This window comes from Hymenobacter sp. BRD128 (assembly GCF_013256625.1).
In the GTDB taxonomy this organism is placed as follows: domain Bacteria; phylum Bacteroidota; class Bacteroidia; order Cytophagales; family Hymenobacteraceae; genus Hymenobacter.
Map to the genome: position 1 here is coordinate 2,839,793 of NZ_CP053908.1, position 16,630 is coordinate 2,856,422.

A 16,630-nucleotide genomic window follows, 5' to 3' on the forward strand; every position below is an offset into this window, starting at 1 on the left:
CTAGCCGGCACCTTCTTCTTTGCCTTCCTTCTGCGGTGCGCTGCCCCGGAAGGGAGGCATTGTTGCTTCGCCGGCAGCCGCGATGCCGCGCCGGCCCAGCACCCGCCCGGCCGTGCGCCACAGGATGCGCAGGTCGAGCGCCAGGCTCTCGTGGTTCACGTACCACTCGTCGTAGGCAAATTTTTCTTCCCACGTAAGCGCGTTGCGGCCATTCACCTGCGCCCAGCCGGTGAGGCCGGGGCGCACCAGGTGGCGGCGCGCCTGCCGGGGCGAGTACAGCGGCAGGTACTGCGGCAGCAGCGGCCGGGGGCCCACTAGGCTCATATCGCCGCGCACAATGTTCCAGAGCTGGGGCAGCTCATCGAGCGAAGTGGCGCGCAGCCAGCGGCCTAGCGGCGGCAAGCGCTGGGCATCGGGCAGCAGCTGGCCGGTGGCCGGGTGGCGGGCGGCGGTCATGGTTTGCAGCTTATAGAGCGTAAAAAGCCGCCCGCCCAGCCCCGGCCGCGGCTGCCGGAATAGCCAGGGGCCGCCGTTTTGCCACGCGGCCACGCCCACGCCCAGCGCCAGCAGCGGAGCCGTGAGCAGGGCTAGCGGCAGGGCCACGGCCAGGTCGAGCAGGCGCTTGCCAGGATACATGTTGCTGAGTTGTGAGGTATGACTTGTGAGTTATAAATCGGGGCCGGCGCGGGGTGCGCGGGGGTAGCCAACCTTTTCTTTGTGCGAAGTAAGGAAAACGTGAGTTGCAAGCACCGGCCAGCCTGGCCCCAACTCGTAACTTATAACTCATAACTCATCATTCAACTTGCTAGCCTTCCCCAACGCCAAGCTCAACCTGGGCCTTTACGTGACAGCCAAGCGGCCCGACGGCTACCACGCGCTCGAAACCGTGTTTTTGCCCCTGCCCTGGACTGATGTGCTCGAAGTGCTACCCGCCCCCAAAGGCCAGCCAGCCTCCGGCCTCACGCTGAGCGGCCGGCCTATTCCGGGCGAGGTAGCTAGCAACCTGTGCCTCAAAGCCTACGGACTACTAAAGGCAGACATGCCCGACTTGCCCGCCGTGCAGATGCAGCTGCACAAAATCGTGCCTATCGGCGCTGGCCTGGGTGGCGGCTCGGCCGATGCGGCGTTTGCGCTGCGCGCCATCGGCGACGTGTTCAACCTGCATATGACCACCGAACGGCTCGAAGGCTACGCCCGTCGGCTGGGGGCCGACTGCGCGTTTTTCATTCAAAATACGCCCCGCCTAGCCCTGGAAAAAGGCGACGTGTTCGAGCCCATCGACCTGAACCTGACCGGCACATCCTGCGTGGTGGTGTATCCGGGGCTGCACATCAGCACGGCGCAGGCGTTTGCGGGCATCGTGCCGCGGGTGCCGCTCAACTCATTACGGGCAGCGCTGGCCGAGCCGATGGCTCATTGGCGGAATATTATTTTCAACGACTTTGAACAATCGCTGGCCCCCACCTATCCGGTGCTAGCCGAAATAAAGCAGCAGCTTTATGAGGCGGGCGCCACCTACGCCAGCCTCTCGGGCTCGGGCTCGGCGGTGTATGGCTTGTTTCCGGGGCTAGCCGAAGCGCCTACCCTAGCCTGGCCCGGCGAGTACCTGGTGTGGCGCGGTTTCTTGTAAGATACGGGGCTTGCCACTGCCCCTCGCCCCTCCTACGCGATGGCGTCCACGGCCTGCTTGCGGGCGCGGCGCTGGTTCCACTGGTCGAGCACGGGATGCACGAGCACGCTGGCCAGAATAAGCACCGTGCCCAGGTAGAAGCCGCCCGACATCTTTTCCTTTCCAAAGCCCGGCACGCCGAGCACAAACATGAGCTGCGCCAGCACGATGCCGTAGACCGGCTCCAGGTTGATGGTCAGGTTCACCACAAAAGCCGAGATGCGCTTCATCAGCTCCACCGACGACGAGAAGGCGTACACCGTGCACACGCCGGCCAGCAGTAGCAGCCACAGCCAGTCGAGGCCGTGCCAGGCCAGCTGCAGGCCCTGGCCGCGGGTGAAATAGCGGCTATAAACCGGAAAGAAGAGCACGAGGCTCAGGCAAGCGCCCAGCATCTCATAAAAGGTGAGGCGCACCGGCGCGTGGCGCTTCACGAGCTGCGAGTTGAGCACGCTAAACAGCGCCGACAAGCCCGCCGACGCCACCGCCACCAGCAGGCCGGTGAGCTGCGTAAACTCGGCCTGCGAAATCAAATACAGCCCGAGCATGGCCAGCAGGCCCAGCCCCACCTCGTAGGGCCGCACGCGCCGCCACAAAATCAGCGGCTCGAGCAAGGAGGTCCAGAGCGCGAGCGTGGCTAGCCCCGCCAGGCACACACTGACGGACGACAGGCGCGCGGCCAGAAAAAAGGTAATCCAGTGCGCCGCCACCAGCGTGCCCACGCCCAGCAGCTTCAGGGCCTCGGCGGGGGCCACGCGCCAGCCGAGGCCGCGCGCTAGCAGCAGGCCGGCTAGCCCGGTGCTGGCCAGCAGCGTGCGCCAGAATACCAGCTCGACCGGCGGCACCGTGAGCAGCTTGCCCAGAATGGCGGTGAAGCCCCACAACAGGACAATGAAATGCAGCTTGAGGTAGTCTTTGAGCATCAGGCGATGAGTAATCGTTTGTCATTGCCGCGCTGCGCTCGCAATGACAAACGGTTTTGTTAATGACAGGCGGTTTTATTTCGGCACTACCCGGTAGAGGAAAAGCCCGATAACCGAAAACACCATGCCCGGCACCCAGGCCGCCAGCATGGGTGGCACCGAGCCCACCGAAGCCAGGTTGCGCGAGAGCATCACGAAGATGATAAAAATGAAGGCCAGCACGAAGCCCAGCGCAATTTGCCCGCCCACGCCGGCGCGGCTCTTGCGCGCGCTCAGCACCACCCCAATGAGGGTCAGAATGATGGTATCGAAGGGGTAGGCGTAGCGCTCGTATTTCACGCTCAGGTACTGGGCCGTATCGTTGGCGCCGCGCATTATTTTGGTGGCAATCAGGTCGTTCAGCTCGGGCGAAGTCAGCGTTTCGGCCAGCCGGTAGGTACTGGCAAAATCCTTGGGGTAAAGATTGAGCGTAGTGTCGCGGGCCGGAATAGTTTGCAGCGTTTCGCCGGTAAGGCCGTGAAAGGTGCGCACGCTCTGGGTCGTGAGCTTCCAGGCCTGCTTGGTCGAGTCCCAGGCAATGGCATCGGCCGTGAGGCGGCGGCGCAGAATGGTGCTGTCGATGGTTTCGAGCGCAAAGCGGTAGCCGATATTCTGGTCGGCGTTATAGCTTTCGAGGTACACGTAGCTATGCGGCCCGATTTTGACGTGAATATTTCTTCCCTCGTATTTCCAGGGCTCCTGCACGTGCAGGTTCTCAAATTTCACTATCTCCTTGGTGCCCTTCGGAATAATCCAGCTGATGAGCCCGAACGTGAGCACCGCGATAATGCCCGCCCCCATGGTGTAGGGCAGCAGCAGCCGCTCGAAGCTCATGCCGCTGGCTAGCATGGCCACCAGCTCGGTGCGCGCCGCCAGCCGCGAGGTCACGAATACTACCGCGATGAAGATGGTAATCGGCGCCAGCAGGTTGGCAAAATACGGAAACAGGTAGATGTAGTAGTGCGTGAAAACGTGCCAGAACGTGAGGTTATGGTGCAAGAAATCGTCGTTTTTCTCCGTGTAGTCAATCACGCATATCACCGACACGAGCATGATGACCGTGAAGAAGAACGCGGTCAAGAACTTGCCAATGATGTATTTATCAAGAATTTTCATGTAGTGAGTATTGACCAGAAATCTACCATCCACCCGTCTGTCATTGCGAGCCCCGCGAAGCAAGCGCACCCGAACGATTCCGACCGGTCTTTATTCCGCCATCAAATCGCGCTAACCAGGGTTCAGTTCCTGAATGAGCGCCAGCTTCTTGGCGCGCGAGCCGCCTTGGCACTGCTTTTCGCGCTCAATGGCCGCCGTAATACTGGGTGATGCTTCAAAATAAACTAGCTTGGTCACATGGTATTGCTTGATAAATCCCTCATGGTCAACCGCTTTATGCTCAGCTACGCGGCGCGCCAAGTTGCTAGTTACCCCAACGTAAAGCACGGTATAGTAAGGATTGGCAAGAATGTGCACGTAGTAGGTGTTCATACGCAGTCGTTCGGGTGCGCTTGCTTCGCTGTGCTCGCAATGACAGGCGTTTTTGGGTAGTTGACTGGATGATGGCGCTAGCCACCGCTGATGCTATAATCTGCGCATCAGCTTCTCGACCATCACCGTTTTCCAGGCCTCAAACGTGCCAGCCACGATTTGCTTGCGCGCTTCCTTCACCAGCCAGAGGTAAAAGGTAAGGTTGTGCTGCGAAGCAATTTGCGCGCCCAGTATCTCCTTCGAGTGAATGAGGTGGCGCAGATACGCCTTGGAGTAGAAGCTGCTCACATGCCCGCCCAGCGCTTCATCAATGGGCGAAAAGTCATCGGCCCACTTCTTGCTGCCCACGTTGATAATGCCCTGGGTGGTGAAGAGCATACCGTTGCGGGCATTGCGGGTCGGCATCACGCAGTCGAACATATCGACCCCTAGCGCAATGTTTTCCAAGATGTTGGCCGGCGTGCCCACGCCCATGAGGTAGCGCGGCTTGTCCTGGGGCAGGATGTCGCAGACCAGCTCCGTCATCTCGTACATCAGCTCGGCGGGCTCGCCCACGCTCAGGCCGCCGATGGCGTTGCCGGCGCGGCCCTGCGCGGCGACAAACTCGGCCGACTGCACGCGCAAGTCCTTGAAAGTGCTGCCTTGCACGATGGGAAAGAGCGTCTGCTCGTAGCCATAGAGCGGCTCGGTGCTGTCGAGCCGCGCGATGCAACGCCTGAGCCAGCGGTGCGTCATGTCCAGGGAGCGGCGGGCGTAGTCGTACTCGCAGGGCCAGGGCGTGCACTCGTCGAAGGCCATAATGATGTCGGCCCCGATGCGGCGCTGAATATCCATCACGCCCTCGGGTGAAAACAGGTGCTTCGAGCCGTCGATGTGCGAGCGGAAGGTGACACCTTCTTCCTTAATCTTACGGGTGCCGCTGAGCGAAAATACCTGGTAACCGCCGCTATCGGTGAGAATGGGGCCATCCCAGCCATTGAACTGGTGCAGGCCGCCGGCGGCTTGCAGCACGTCGAGGCCGGGGCGCAGGTAGAGGTGGTAGGTATTGCCGAGGATAATCTGGGCCTGCACGTCGGCTTTCAGCTCGCGCTGGCCCACCGCCTTCACGGTGCCGGCCGTGCCGACGGGCATAAAAATGGGTGTTTCGATGGCACCGTGGGCCGTGGTGAGGTGGCCGGCGCGGGCCTTGGTGCCGGGGTCGCGGGCTAGTACATCAAACTTCATTCTGCCAAAATTACCGCCGGCTTACCTTTGCGGACTAGTCCCGTGTTGTTACCTCCGCTCCCGCACCTGCCCCCTGCCCTGCTTTTGTTGCCTTTGCTGCTGGTGCAGCTGTGGTTTTGGGGGCGCTATTTCCGGCCTTTCACGCGCCGGCCGGCGGAGGCGGAAGCTAGCGAGCCGGGCCCCGATACCGAGCCGGTATCCATTATTCTCTGCGCCCACAATGAGTTGGAAAACCTGCGCGAGCTGGTGCCGTTGCTGCTGCGCCAGGATTATCCGGCCGGCTTCGAGCTGGTGCTCATCGACGACCGCAGCCAGGACGATACTTACCTCTACGCCCAGCAGCTGAGCCAATATTACCCCGGCCGCTTCCGGCTCGTGACGGTGGGCCACACGCCGGCCGGCTTTGCGCCCAAGAAATATGCGCTCACGCTCGGCATTAAAGCCGCCCGCCACGAGCGCCTGCTCTTCACCGATGCCGACTGCCGCCCTGTCAGCCCCGCCTGGCTGCGCCTGATGCAGCGCGGCTTCAGTACTCCCCACCCCTACCGGGGAGGGGCCGGGGGGAGGCTAGCGCCGCTATCGTGCTGGGCTTCTCCGGCTACGCCGAGCTGCCGGGCCTGCTCAACCAACTCATTCGCTACGAAACGCTGCTCACCGGCGCGCAGTACCTCAGCTTCGCCTGGGGGGGCCGGCCCTACATGGGCGTGGGCCGCAACCTGGCCTATACCCGCGCCACCTTCAACAGTACCAAGGGGTTTGCCAGCCACATCCGGCGCCTGAGCGGCGACGACGACCTGCTGGTGCAGGATGCAGTGGCCGCCGGCGCCCGCGTGGCCGTAGTGGCCGATGCACCCGCCCAAACCCTGAGCCAGCCCGCCGAAACCTGGGCGGCGTGGTGGCGCCAGAAGCGCCGCCACCTCTCGGCGGGCAGCCGCTACCGGGCCGGCGACCGCCGCCGAATCGGCCTTTTTATGGGCAGCAACGCGCTTTTTTACGCCCTCACGCCGGTCGTTCTGGCAGTTGGATGGAATCGCGAAAACTTGGTATCTTTGGGAATAATATGGTTGGCGCGAACATTGTTGGCGTTGCTTGTTTATGTACCTCTGGCGCGCCGCTTGCGCACCACGCTGCCGCCGCTAGCTTTGCCGGCACTCGATTTTCTATACTTTGTCCTCTATTGCGCCTGGGGTTTATCCTTGCTCCGCCGCCGCCCGCTCCAATGGAAGTAAATTCTGCTGATATTCAGAAACAGTTCTCGTCCAAGGCTAAGCACGATTTTAAGCTTATCCGGGCGGCCGTGGACCACGGCGACGAGAAGGCCTACGCCGAGCTGATGCACATCTACAAAAAGCCGGTGTTTCACGTCGTGCTCAAGATGGTGCGCAACCCCGACGATGCCGAAGACCTGACCATCGAGGCCTTCGCCAAGGCGTTTAAGAACCTGCACAAGTTCAACCCCGAGTTTGCGTTCAGCACCTGGCTTTTCCGCATTGCCACCAACAACTGCATCGACTTTATTCGCAAGAATAAAATCAAGACCATGAGCATCGACTCGGCGGTGAAAATGGGCGACGGCGACGAGATTCAGCTCGAATTCAGAGACAACGACCTCAACCCGGCCGACACGACGATTAAGAACCAGAAAATCGAAATCATGCGCCACGTCGTGTCGCGCCTGCCCGATAAATACCAGCGCCTCGTGAGTTTGCGCTACTTCGACGAGCTCAGCTACGAAGAAATTGCCACCGAACTAAAAGCCCCGCTTGGCACCGTGAAAGCGCAGCTGCACCGCGCCCGCGAGCTGCTCTTTGATATGGTGAAGGACAAGAAAGAGTTTATTTAATTTTGCCGCTGGCATGACTCCTAGAACGTCATGCTGAGCTTGCCGAAGCATCTTGCTCGCGCCGCCAGGGATACTACACCCTCACGATTCGGGCGAGATGCTTCGGCAAGCTCAGCATGACGTTCTATTTTTTTAGCCTTCCCTGTTTCAACTTGCCTTTCGCATGTCGCTTCTCACCACCTACTTCCCCCACCTCACTCCGCAGCAGCTAGCCCAGTTTGCGCGCCTCGAAACCGAATTTAAAGCCTGGAACGCGCAAATAAACCTGGTGGCCCGCACCGACACCGACAACCTGCTGGAGCGGCACATTCTGCACTCGCTGGGCATTGCCAAAGTGGTGCAGTTTCCGGCCGGTAGCGCGGTGCTGGATGTGGGCACGGGCGGCGGCCTGCCGGGGCTGCCGCTGGCCATTCTGTTCCCGGAGGTAAAGTTTCACCTCGTCGATAGCATCGGCAAAAAGATTCGCGCCGTGCAGTTTATGGCCGCCGACCTGGGCCTGGCCAACGTGACGGCCGAACAAACCCGCGCCGAGCAGGTACACGCCAAGTTCGACTTTGTGGTGAGCCGCGCCGTGGCCCGGCTAGCCACCTTCCACCCCTGGATAGCCCACCGCTACAAGGCCAAGCCCGCCAAAGGGGCCGGGCTGTACTACCTCAAAGGCGGCGACCTGACCGAGGAAATTGCCGAAAGCGGCCTGGTGACGCGGGAAGTGAACCTAGCCGATTTTTTTGCGGGTGAGTTTTTCGAGACGAAGAAGGTGGTGGTAGTGCCGGTGTAACCTCCCCCGGCTACTCTCCAAAAGCGCGGGGCCGGGGGGAGGTGACCCGCACAGCTAGCTCTTCTTCGCCGGCTGCGCAAATAGTTGCTGCAGCTTCTCCATTAGTCGGTTGCGGGTGGCGTCTTCCTGGCCGGGGGCGGTGTAGGCGCGGAAGGCCACCGTCATGGTAGCGCCGGGCTTGAGGCTAAGAAGCATCACTTCGGGCGCGGGGTCGGGCAGCACTTGCGCATCTTTCCCGAGCATGGGCAGGGCCTGCCGGCGCAGGGCGTCGAGGTCGGTGGCGGCGTCGAGCTCCAGTTGAATTTCGACCAGCGCCCGCTGCGGGTGGGCTTTATTGACAATAACGCCGTTGGAGGTGGCCCCGTTGGGCAGAATAACGGTGTCGCCCTGGGGCGTGAGCAGTAGGGTATTAAAAATCTGAATGGCCTGCACGGTGCCGCTCTTACCCTGACTTTCAATAACATCACCCACCGTGAAGGGCTTGAAAATCAAAATCAAAACGCCCCCCGCGAAGTTGGCCAGGGTGCCTTGCAGGGCTAGCCCTACGGCCAGGCCGGCGGCGCCCAGAATGGCCACGAACGACGTGGTTCCGAAGCCCGCCATACCCGCTGCCGAGATGAGCAGCAGCACCTTGAGGGCAATGCTGAACATGCTGCTGAGGAAGGAACTCAGCGATACATCGAGCCGCGACGTAGCCGCCGACACCAGCCGGCTAGCCCAGCCAATCAACCACCAGCCAATCACCAGCAGCACGAGGGCCGCCAGCAGCCGGGGCAGGTACAACACCACGAGGCTGGTGAGGCGCTCGCCATAAATACTAAGCTGAGAAACGGAAAGTGGCACGGCAAAAAGCATAGAAAAGGGAGGCTGAGGCCACGCCCATTGGTGCGGCCTAAATAAATATAACGGCCAAAGCGAGGCTAGCGGGGCGCTTTCAGCAGCTCGACGCGCAGCATTTTATCGCCGATTTCGAGCTGCTGCACCACGCTCATGCCCTGCACCACCTGAGCAAAAATGGTATAGCGGCCGTCGAGGTGCGGCGTGGGCTGGTGGGTAAAAAAGAACTGGCAGCTCTCGGTATCCTTGCCGGCCGAGGCTAGCCCCACGGCCCCCGCCCCGTAGGTGAGCCGGGCAAATTCGGAGCGCAGGGTGTAGGGCGTGCTGCCCGAGCCATCGCCGCGCGGGTCGCCGCCCTGGGCCACAAAATCGGGCACCACGCGGTGAAAATACAGGCCGTCGTAGAAGTGCTGTTTTAGCAAGCTCACGAAGCTAGCTACCGAGCCGGGCGCTTCTACCACCTTCAATTCGAGCGTGATAACGCCCTTAGCCGTCGTCAGCTGCACGCGCTGGCCCACCGGTATAGTCTGTACCAGCGCCCAGTCGATGGGGTGCTGGCTGGCCGGGCCCACCGGCGCGGGCGTCGGGGTCGGCTTCTTTTCGAGCTTGTCGAGGGCTTGCTGCAAGCCTAGCCAGGCCTCGATTTCGCGGGGCAGCGTGAGCTTGCTTTGGGCCTGGCGGAGGGCGGTCAGGTCTTCGGCCTGGGGCGCGGGTACCAGCGCGGCGTTGCCAAACGCCTCGGCAGCGGTGGCTAGTTGAGCCACGTCGCCACCGGCCAGGGCCCGGCGCAGGGCAGCAGTAAAATCCGTTTGCCGAGCCGCGGGAAAGCGTTTATTACCCCGCAAACTCACCAGCGCGGCCAGCGCCGTGCCGGGCACGATGGTCGGGCCCGTAGTTAGCGCGGCTTCTTTAGCCAGGAAGTCGAATTGCGCCGGGTCTTCGCCCAGGGCCGTGAGCAGGGCCGCGCGCTCGTATTGGTTGGCAGTTTTTTGGTAGCGCTGGTGAATGGTGTCGGCCAGGGCCGGGCGCTGCTCGGCGGCAGCGTGGCGCAGGGCGGCTTGCAGCAGCGTGGCCCGCGTGCGCCAGTGCACGGCGCTTTTTGCCGAAAATGTGATGCCGGCTACGTAGCGCAGCCGGTCTACCTCATTGTCGGTATTGGCCGTGTCGTGGGCGGTTTTCAGAAACCACTCGGCGGCGGTAAGCGACTCTTGCGGCAGGGGGGCGCTCAACGCCCGGCCGGCGCAGCGTACGCGCAGGCTGTCGGCGGCGTTGGTTTTGACTTGCAGAATTACTTCGTTCGCCGTTTTGCCCGGCCACCGCACCGCACTTATCACCGTAATAGGATTGGTGGGCAATGACCGCAGCACCGCGATGCGCACCCGGTGGTCGGGGTCCTTGCTAGCTCTTAGCAAAGCGGCAAACGCCGCCGGCCGCGCCACCCGGCCCAGCGCCGTAGCGCAGTTTTCGCGCACAAAATAATCGGGGTCGCTAGCCCCTGCTTTCACCAAAACCGGCAGTGCTGCCCTAGCCAGCGTTGAGTCTTGCCCGCGCATGCGGGTGAGGGCGGCCGAGGCGCCGGCCCGCGCCGGGGCTAGCCGGGCGCCGGGCAGCACCAGCAGCGACGCGGCGCGGCGCACCACTTCGGGCGTGGCTAGCCCGCGCAGGCTGGCCCGGTACAGCGCCCACGCTTGGCCGGGCGCGGCGGCCGAGTCGGGGCCGGGCGGCTTTATTTCCCAGATTTGGCTCACGGTGCGGCGCGTGACGCAGCGGCCCAGGGCCTCGTAGGCGGCGCGGCGGGCTAGCGAGCTGGTTTCGGGCTGGGCGAGGCGCTGGGCCAGGGCCGGCGCGGCCGCGCTGTCGCCGGTCTGCCCCAGGGCGTAGGCGGCGGCGCGGCGCACGGCGGGACTGGCATCGCGCAGCAGCGGCAGCAGGGCAGGCACGGCTTTCTTATCCTGCACCGAAGCCAGCGCTTCGGCGGCGGCGGCCCGGTAGGTGGCGCTTTTGCTTTGCAAGAAGGGCAGCAGCGCGGCCGTCTGACGCTCGTCCTGGGCGGTGGCGATGCGGCGGCGCACGGCATCGGCGTAGGGGTGAGCGGGCGGCGCGGCGGCGCTGGCCAGCAGCGGCAGCACCGCCAAAAAGAACGTAGAAAGGCGCATAGAGCACGGCGTTGAGGCTGCAAGTAACGGGCGGCCCGACCTTTGCCCCATCAAGCTGCCTTTTATGTCTAGTTCTCCCGACCCGCACCAGCTCCGCATCCAGGATTTTCACTACGACCTGCCCGCCGAGCGCATTGCCCCCGAGCCCCTGCCCGACCGCGCCGCCAGCAAGCTGCTCGTGAGCCGCCAGGGCGTTATTGCTGACAAGAGATTTCGTGACCTGCCCGGCGAGCTACCGGCCGATAGTCTGCTGATTTTCAACGACACGCGCGTGGTGCGGGCCCGGCTGCTGGCCCAGCGGCCCACCGGCGGCGTAGTTGAGCTGTTTTGCCTGGAGCCGGTGGCCCCGCACCGGGCCATTGAGCCGGCCTTGCAGCAAACCGGGGCTTGCACCTGGCGCTGCCTGGTGGGCAACGGCCGCCGCTGGAAAAGCGGACCCGTACAGCTCCATTTCAGCTTTGCCGGCCAGCCGGCCATGCTCACCGCCACGCGGCAGGCCCACGAGGCCAGCGGCGAAAGCCTGATTGATTTCAGCTGGGAGCCCACTTCGCTGCCCTTTGCCGAAGTGCTGCGGGCGGCCGGCCACCTGCCGCTGCCGCCCTACCTGCACCGCGCCGATACAGCCGCCGATGCCGTGCGCTACCAGACCGTATACGCCGCCCACGAGGGCGCCGTGGCCGCGCCCACCGCCGGCCTGCATTTTACCCCCGAGGTGCTGGCCGACTTGGCCGCGCGCGGCATGGCCAGCGGCTACGTGACCCTCCACGTGGGCGCCGGCACGTTTCAGCCCGTGAAAGCCGGAACGATGGCCGACCATCCTATGCACGCCGAGCCGATAATCGTGCAGGCCAGCTTGTTGCGCCAGCTGCTCGGGCACCGGCCGCGCCCGGTTATCGCGGTGGGCACCACCAGCCTGCGCACCCTCGAAAGCCTGTATTGGCTGGGCGCAGCGCTGGCCCGGCAGCCGGCCGGCCCCGGCGCCGAGCTGCGCGTGGACCAGTGGCAGCCCTACGCTCCGCTAGCCCCCGCCGAATCCGAAATATCGCCCGAAGCAGCACTACAAGCCTTGCTTGATTACCTTGACGCTACCGGCTCGGCGGCCGTGGAGGCCAGCACGCAGCTGCTCATCGCGCCGGGCTACCGCTTCCGGCTGGCGCAGGGACTCATTACCAATTTTCACCAGCCCGAAAGTACCCTGCTGCTGCTGGTAGCCGCGCTGCTGGGGCCGGCCTGGCGCCGGGTATACGACCACGCGCTGGGCCACGGCTACCGGTTTTTAAGCTACGGCGATTCGTCGTTGCTTCTACCCTAGCTGCCGGGCTTTCAGGGGGCTAGAACAGATTTGGCACGGGCTTTGAAGATTTGTGTGCGGCCCCGGCAACTCGCAGCGAATTGCCCCGTACAAGGCCTCGAAAACACCTTTTCCCTTTCTTCTCAAGTCATGAAAAAAGCATTTTTGTTGCTCGCCGCCTGCGCGTTTACTACCGCCGCCATTGCCCAAACTACGCCTACTACCGAAGTAAAAACGCGTGACAACGGCACCAAGAAAGTAGTTACCAAAACCGGCAAAACCGACGTGGGCCAGGCCATCGAAAACACCGCTGATGCTACCAAGAACGTAGCTCACAAAGCTGGCTACAAAATGAAGCGTGGTGCTCATAAAATGGGTGCCAAAGTGAAGCACGGCACCGCTAAAATGGAAGCCAAAACCGAGTAGCTTAACGCTGCTTGGCAACAAAAAAGCCCTGGCTTCGGTCAGGGCTTTTTTGTTGTCAAGCAGCGCCCCTAGTTGCCGGGCGTATCGCCGGTGGGCTTTTCGCGCAGCTCATGCAGCACTCTTTCAACTACGCTCTGGCCAAAAATGCTGACGCCAGCATTAAAAACTGCCAGCGCTGCCGTGCCGGCTGCAATCCAGGTAGCCGGTGGGGCACCATTTTCTTTCCGGGCAGCCGCCCAGCTGATGAGGCAGGCACCCGCGCCAATAGTTATCAGCCCGCCGGGGGCTAGCAGCAGCCATTTTTCTTTGTGTGTCATACATGCGGTGAGTGAGTAAAGCAGCCAAAGCAGCTGCCCGCTTCCCAATACCTACCGATAATCCGCAGGGTTGTGTAACTTCTTTAGCCAAGCTCGGCTAAAAAACAGACCAGGCCTTGACAATTTAGCTTCCTATCAAATTTTATTCTTTATTAATTACGCGTAAACCCTGTTTTGACGGGTCTTTTAGACTTAATCATATAAAAAATAGCGCTACCCCCTATCTTCGCGGAGGTCATTACGTTATTTTATCGAGTATGTCCCGTAAACAACTGCTTGCTCGTCCTTCGCTGGCGGTATTGGTAGTGCTGGCTTTATTAGCCGCCTTCCTGCCCCACCACCATCCCGACGCGGCTCCCAACTCTCTGCAAACCGCCGACATCGCCTGGATGCTCGTTTCCACGGCTCTGGTATTGCTTATGACGCCGGGGCTAGCCTTTTTCTATGGTGGCATGGTGAACAGGGGCAATATCATTTCAACTATGCTCCAAAGCTTTATCTCGCTAGGGGTCATCTCGTTGCTGTGGTACGTGGTGGGCTTTTCGCTAGCCTTCGGCGACGATATCGGCGGGGTAATCGGCGACCCGCGCACGTTTTTTATGTTTAATAACGTGGGCACGGCGCCGCACCCCACGCTGGGCGCCGGGCTGCCACTGGTGCTGTTTGCGGCGTTTCAGCTCAAGTTTGCCATTATTACGCCGGCGCTCATCAGCGGCGGCTTTGCCGAGCGCATTCGTTTCTGGGGCTACCTGATTTTTATTTGCCTGTTTAGCCTGCTCATCTACTGCCCGCTGGCCCACTGGGCCTGGCACCCGCAGGGCTTCCTGTTTAAGTGGGGTGTGCTCGACTTTGCGGGCGGCACGGTGGTGCACATTTCGGCGGGCTTTGCGGCGCTGGCGGGCGCGCTAGCCATTGGTCGCCGCCGGGTGCACCTCGACGGCCACGCCCACACGCCGGTCAATATTCCGTTCGTGATTCTCGGCACGGGTCTGCTATGGTTTGGCTGGTTTGGCTTCAATGCCGGCTCGGCGATGGGTGCCAATGCCCAGGCTGTGCAGGCCTTCGTGACCACGCACTTCGCCTCGGCCGCGGCCATGCTAACGTGGATGGTGCTGGAGGCCGCGCGCGGCCAGCGGCCCTCGGCGATGGGCGCGGCGGTGGGCGCCGTGGTAGGGCTGGTGGCTATTACACCGGCGGCGGGCTACGTGGCCTACGGGCCGGCTATTGCCATCGGTATTCTGGCCTCGGGCGTGAGTTTCGGGGCCGTTATTCTGAAAAATCGTACTACTCTGGACGACACGCTCGACGTATTTCCGTGCCACGGCGTGGGCGGCATCGTGGGCATGCTAGCCACTTCGCTTTTTGCGCAGAAGGGTGGCCTTTTCACGGGCGGTGGTCCGACGCTGCTGTATTATCACCTGCTCACGCTGGTTGTGGTGGGGGCCTTCACCTTCGGCGGCTCGTGGCTTCTGTACCGGATTACTAACTTTATCGTGCCCATCCGGGTAAATGCCGAGAACGAAACCCACGGCCTCGACACCAGCCAGCACGGCGAAACCCTGCTGGCCGCCTAATACCGCCCGGCAGCCCGCTCGGCGGCCCGCTGCCCATGACCCAATTATTTTTTTCGGAATACGACGCCGACCCAACCCTAGCCCCCCGGCCCCTCGCGATAGTGGGCGCCGGGGGCTAGGCCGCGAAATAGCCATCTTGGTAACCCAGCTCAACGAGGCTGGTGCCGCCTGGGACCTGCGCGGCTTTTACGACGACCGCCGGCCGGCCACGCCCACCGTGGGTGGCCTCCCCTACCTCGGCACCGTGGCCGACCTAAATGCCGTGGCTAGCCCCCTGGCCGTGGCCGTGGCCGTGGGCAGCAGCGCCAGCCGGGCGGCCGTGGTGGCCCGGCTCACCTCAGCGCAGCTGTCTTTTCCGCCGCTGGTGCACCCCGCAGTGGCGTTGCGACCCGCCCAGCGCGTGGCGCTGGGCGCGGGCTGCCTTATTCAGCGCGGTTGTATCCTCACCTGCGACATCACGCTGGGCCGCTTTGTGCTGCTCAACCTGGGCTGCACGGTGGGCCACGATGCGGTGCTCGAAGACTTTTGCTCGCTCATGCCCCACGCCAACGTGGGCGGCGGCGCGCACCTGGCGGCCGGCGTGTACCTGGGCACCAATGCCACCGTCATTCACCAAGTACGGGTAGGCGCGCAAACCACCGTGGGGGCCGGCGCCGTAGTTGTGCGTGACCTCCCGGCTGGCTGCACCGCCGTGGGCGTGCCGGCCAAGCCAATTATCAATGAGCAATGAGCAATACGTCCGCTATTGCGAGCCTGCGAAGCAATCTTCCCTTGCCGCTAGGGGTATTACTGCAACGAGGTGAAGGAAAGATTGCTTCGCAGGCTCGCAATGACAGCTCCTTGCAATGGCTCACCACTAATTCATAACCAGTAAGTTGGACCGTATCTACCTTTCCCCGCCCCACCTGGGCCGGCACGAGCTCAACTACCTGCACAAAGCGGTGGAAGACAATTGGGTAGCCCCCGTTGGCCCTAACCTGGACGGCTTCGAGGCCGATATTTGCGCGGCCGTGGGCGTGCCCTACTGCGTGGCGCTAAGCTCGGGCACCGCGGCGCTGCACCTAGGGCTGCTGCTGCTCGGGGTGGGGCCGGGCGATGAGGTGTTGTGCCCGTCGTTCACCTTCGTGGCTTCGGCCAATGCCATCCTGTATTGCGGTGCCACGCCGGTATTCGTTGATAGCGAGGCCGATACCTGGAATATTTGCCCTCAGCGCCTGCGCGAGGCCATCGAAGACCGCCGCCGGCTGGGCCGCAAGCCTAAAGCCCTGCTCCTGGTGCACCTCTACGGCATGCCGGCCCGGCTGCCCGCGATTCTGGCCCTGGCTCAAGAGTTTGACCTGCCCATCCTCGAAGACGCGGCCGAGGCGCTGGGCTCGCAGTGGCAGCACCAGCCGCTAGGGGCTTCGGGCGGGTGGGCGTGTTCTCGTTTAATGGCAATAAGATACTGACTACCAGCGGCGGCGGTGCGCTCGTGACTTACGACCGCGCCCTGGCCGAGCGGGCGCGTTTCCTGGCTAGCCAGGCCAAAGACCCGGCCCCGCACTACCAGCACTCGCAGGTGGGTTATAACTACCGCCTCAGCAACCTGCTGGCGGGCATCGGCCGGGGCCAGATGGAGCTGCTACCCGACCGCGTGAAGCGCCGCCGCGAGATTTTTAACTGGTACAAGGAGCACCTGGCTAGCCTGCCCGGCCTGGCCGTGGCGCCCGCCACCGAGCCGGCCGATAGCTTGTCGAACCGCTGGCTCACCACCATCCTGCTCGACCCGGCCGAACCGAAGGACGGCGCAAGCCAAACCACTGCCACCCCCGAAACCATCCGCCAGCACCTCGAAACGCGCCGCATCGAGAGCCGCCCGCTCTGGAAGCCGCTGCACTTGCAGCCGCTTTTTGCCGGGGCGGCCATGTACGGTGGCGCGGTGTGCGAAGACCTGTTTGCCCGGGGCCTGTGCCTGCCCAGCGGCACCGCCATGGGCGACGAGGAGCTGCGCCGCGTGGCCAAAGCCCTGCGCGAAGCCCTGGAATAAGTAAAAATAATAAACAAGCGTTAATAAAAAACGTCCTGC

17 protein-coding genes and 1 pseudogene are annotated in these 16,630 nt (G+C 62.8%); 10 read left to right on the forward strand and 8 right to left on the reverse strand.

Annotated elements, in window-relative coordinates; translation table 11 throughout:
* Positions 1–636, reverse strand: a complete 636-nt coding sequence (locus tag GKZ68_RS12610) for a sugar transferase (protein WP_173115285.1) — start codon at positions 634–636, stop codon at positions 1–3.
* 166 nt (positions 637–802) lie between these two features.
* Here GKZ68_RS12610 and ispE point away from each other — a divergent pair, with 166 nt between their 5' ends.
* Complete coding sequence (gene ispE, locus GKZ68_RS12615) at positions 803–1,630, forward strand: 4-(cytidine 5'-diphospho)-2-C-methyl-D-erythritol kinase (RefSeq protein ID WP_173115288.1); 828 nt, start codon at positions 803–805, stop codon at positions 1,628–1,630.
* A gap of 32 nt (positions 1,631–1,662) precedes the next feature.
* Here the strand turns inward: ispE and GKZ68_RS12620 are convergent, their stop codons facing one another.
* The 4 genes from GKZ68_RS12620 to tgt all read right to left on the reverse strand — a co-directional run bounded on the left by GKZ68_RS12620 (position 1,663) and on the right by tgt (position 5,343).
* Positions 1,663–2,592, reverse strand: a complete 930-nt coding sequence (locus GKZ68_RS12620; protein ID WP_173115290.1) for a DMT family transporter — start codon at positions 2,590–2,592, stop codon at positions 1,663–1,665.
* 75 nt (positions 2,593–2,667) lie between these two features.
* Positions 2,668–3,747, reverse strand: a complete 1,080-nt coding sequence (locus tag GKZ68_RS12625) for an LptF/LptG family permease (RefSeq protein ID WP_173115292.1) — start codon at positions 3,745–3,747, stop codon at positions 2,668–2,670.
* Positions 3,748–3,858: 111 nt separating this feature from the next.
* The gene (locus GKZ68_RS12630; protein WP_173115295.1) at positions 3,859–4,119 is read right to left on the reverse strand and encodes a GIY-YIG nuclease family protein; all 261 of its coding nucleotides are present in this window, start codon (positions 4,117–4,119) and stop codon (positions 3,859–3,861) included.
* A gap of 93 nt (positions 4,120–4,212) precedes the next feature.
* The gene (gene tgt / locus GKZ68_RS12635; protein WP_173115298.1) at positions 4,213–5,343 is read right to left on the reverse strand and encodes a tRNA guanosine(34) transglycosylase Tgt; all 1,131 of its coding nucleotides are present in this window, start codon (positions 5,341–5,343) and stop codon (positions 4,213–4,215) included.
* Positions 5,344–5,427: 84 nt separating this feature from the next.
* Here tgt and GKZ68_RS12640 point away from each other — a divergent pair, with 84 nt between their 5' ends.
* The 4 genes from GKZ68_RS12640 to rsmG all read left to right on the forward strand — a co-directional run bounded on the left by GKZ68_RS12640 (position 5,428) and on the right by rsmG (position 7,964).
* On the forward strand, positions 5,428–6,123 hold the full coding sequence (locus tag GKZ68_RS12640; protein WP_173115301.1) for a glycosyltransferase: 696 nt from the start codon (positions 5,428–5,430) through the stop codon (positions 6,121–6,123).
* Positions 6,048–6,572, forward strand: a complete 525-nt coding sequence (locus GKZ68_RS12645) for a hypothetical protein (RefSeq protein ID WP_173115304.1) — start codon at positions 6,048–6,050, stop codon at positions 6,570–6,572. The genes GKZ68_RS12640 and GKZ68_RS12645 overlap by 76 nt, the downstream gene beginning before the upstream one ends.
* On the forward strand, positions 6,563–7,186 hold the full coding sequence (locus GKZ68_RS12650) for an RNA polymerase sigma factor (protein ID WP_151089436.1): 624 nt from the start codon (positions 6,563–6,565) through the stop codon (positions 7,184–7,186). Before GKZ68_RS12645 ends, GKZ68_RS12650 begins: the two co-directional genes overlap by 10 nt.
* 163 nt (positions 7,187–7,349) lie before the next feature.
* Positions 7,350–7,964, forward strand: a complete 615-nt coding sequence (rsmG, locus tag GKZ68_RS12655) for a 16S rRNA (guanine(527)-N(7))-methyltransferase RsmG (RefSeq protein WP_173115307.1) — start codon at positions 7,350–7,352, stop codon at positions 7,962–7,964.
* 54 nt (positions 7,965–8,018) lie between these two features.
* On the opposite strand, the gene GKZ68_RS12660 is transcribed toward rsmG, so the two are convergent.
* Together GKZ68_RS12660 and GKZ68_RS12665 are read right to left on the reverse strand one after the other, a co-directional pair.
* Positions 8,019–8,807, reverse strand: a complete 789-nt coding sequence (locus GKZ68_RS12660) for a mechanosensitive ion channel family protein (RefSeq protein WP_173115310.1) — start codon at positions 8,805–8,807, stop codon at positions 8,019–8,021.
* A gap of 77 nt (positions 8,808–8,884) precedes the next feature.
* A complete protein-coding gene (locus GKZ68_RS12665; protein ID WP_173115313.1) occupies positions 8,885–10,957 on the reverse strand; it encodes a peptidylprolyl isomerase in 2,073 nt (690 codons plus the stop codon).
* Between the two features lie 64 nt (positions 10,958–11,021).
* Here GKZ68_RS12665 and GKZ68_RS12670 point away from each other — a divergent pair, with 64 nt between their 5' ends.
* Together GKZ68_RS12670 and GKZ68_RS12675 are read left to right on the forward strand one after the other, a co-directional pair.
* Positions 11,022–12,269, forward strand: a complete 1,248-nt coding sequence (locus tag GKZ68_RS12670) for an S-adenosylmethionine:tRNA ribosyltransferase-isomerase (protein WP_173115316.1) — start codon at positions 11,022–11,024, stop codon at positions 12,267–12,269.
* 129 nt (positions 12,270–12,398) lie between these two features.
* The gene (locus tag GKZ68_RS12675) at positions 12,399–12,674 is read left to right on the forward strand and encodes a hypothetical protein (protein ID WP_173115319.1); all 276 of its coding nucleotides are present in this window, start codon (positions 12,399–12,401) and stop codon (positions 12,672–12,674) included.
* Between the two features lie 68 nt (positions 12,675–12,742).
* Here the strand turns inward: GKZ68_RS12675 and GKZ68_RS12680 are convergent, their stop codons facing one another.
* Positions 12,743–12,991 carry a hypothetical protein gene (locus GKZ68_RS12680; RefSeq protein ID WP_173115322.1) on the reverse strand — a complete coding sequence of 83 codons (249 nt, stop codon included), beginning with the start codon at positions 12,989–12,991 and terminating at the stop codon, positions 12,743–12,745.
* A gap of 257 nt (positions 12,992–13,248) precedes the next feature.
* On the opposite strand from GKZ68_RS12680, the gene GKZ68_RS12685 reads away from it, so the two are divergent.
* The 3 genes and pseudogenes from GKZ68_RS12685 (at position 13,249) to GKZ68_RS12695 (ending at position 16,591) form a co-directional block, all read left to right on the forward strand.
* Complete coding sequence (locus tag GKZ68_RS12685) at positions 13,249–14,565, forward strand: ammonium transporter (RefSeq protein ID WP_173115325.1); 1,317 nt, start codon at positions 13,249–13,251, stop codon at positions 14,563–14,565.
* A gap of 136 nt (positions 14,566–14,701) precedes the next feature.
* Positions 14,702–15,295, forward strand: coding sequence for a NeuD/PglB/VioB family sugar acetyltransferase (locus GKZ68_RS12690; RefSeq protein ID WP_173115328.1), 594 nt, complete (start codon positions 14,702–14,704; stop codon positions 15,293–15,295).
* Positions 15,296–15,506: 211 nt separating this feature from the next.
* Positions 15,507–16,591 (forward strand): annotated as a pseudogene (locus tag GKZ68_RS12695) (DegT/DnrJ/EryC1/StrS family aminotransferase).
* The last annotated feature ends 39 nt before the right edge of the window (positions 16,592–16,630 follow it).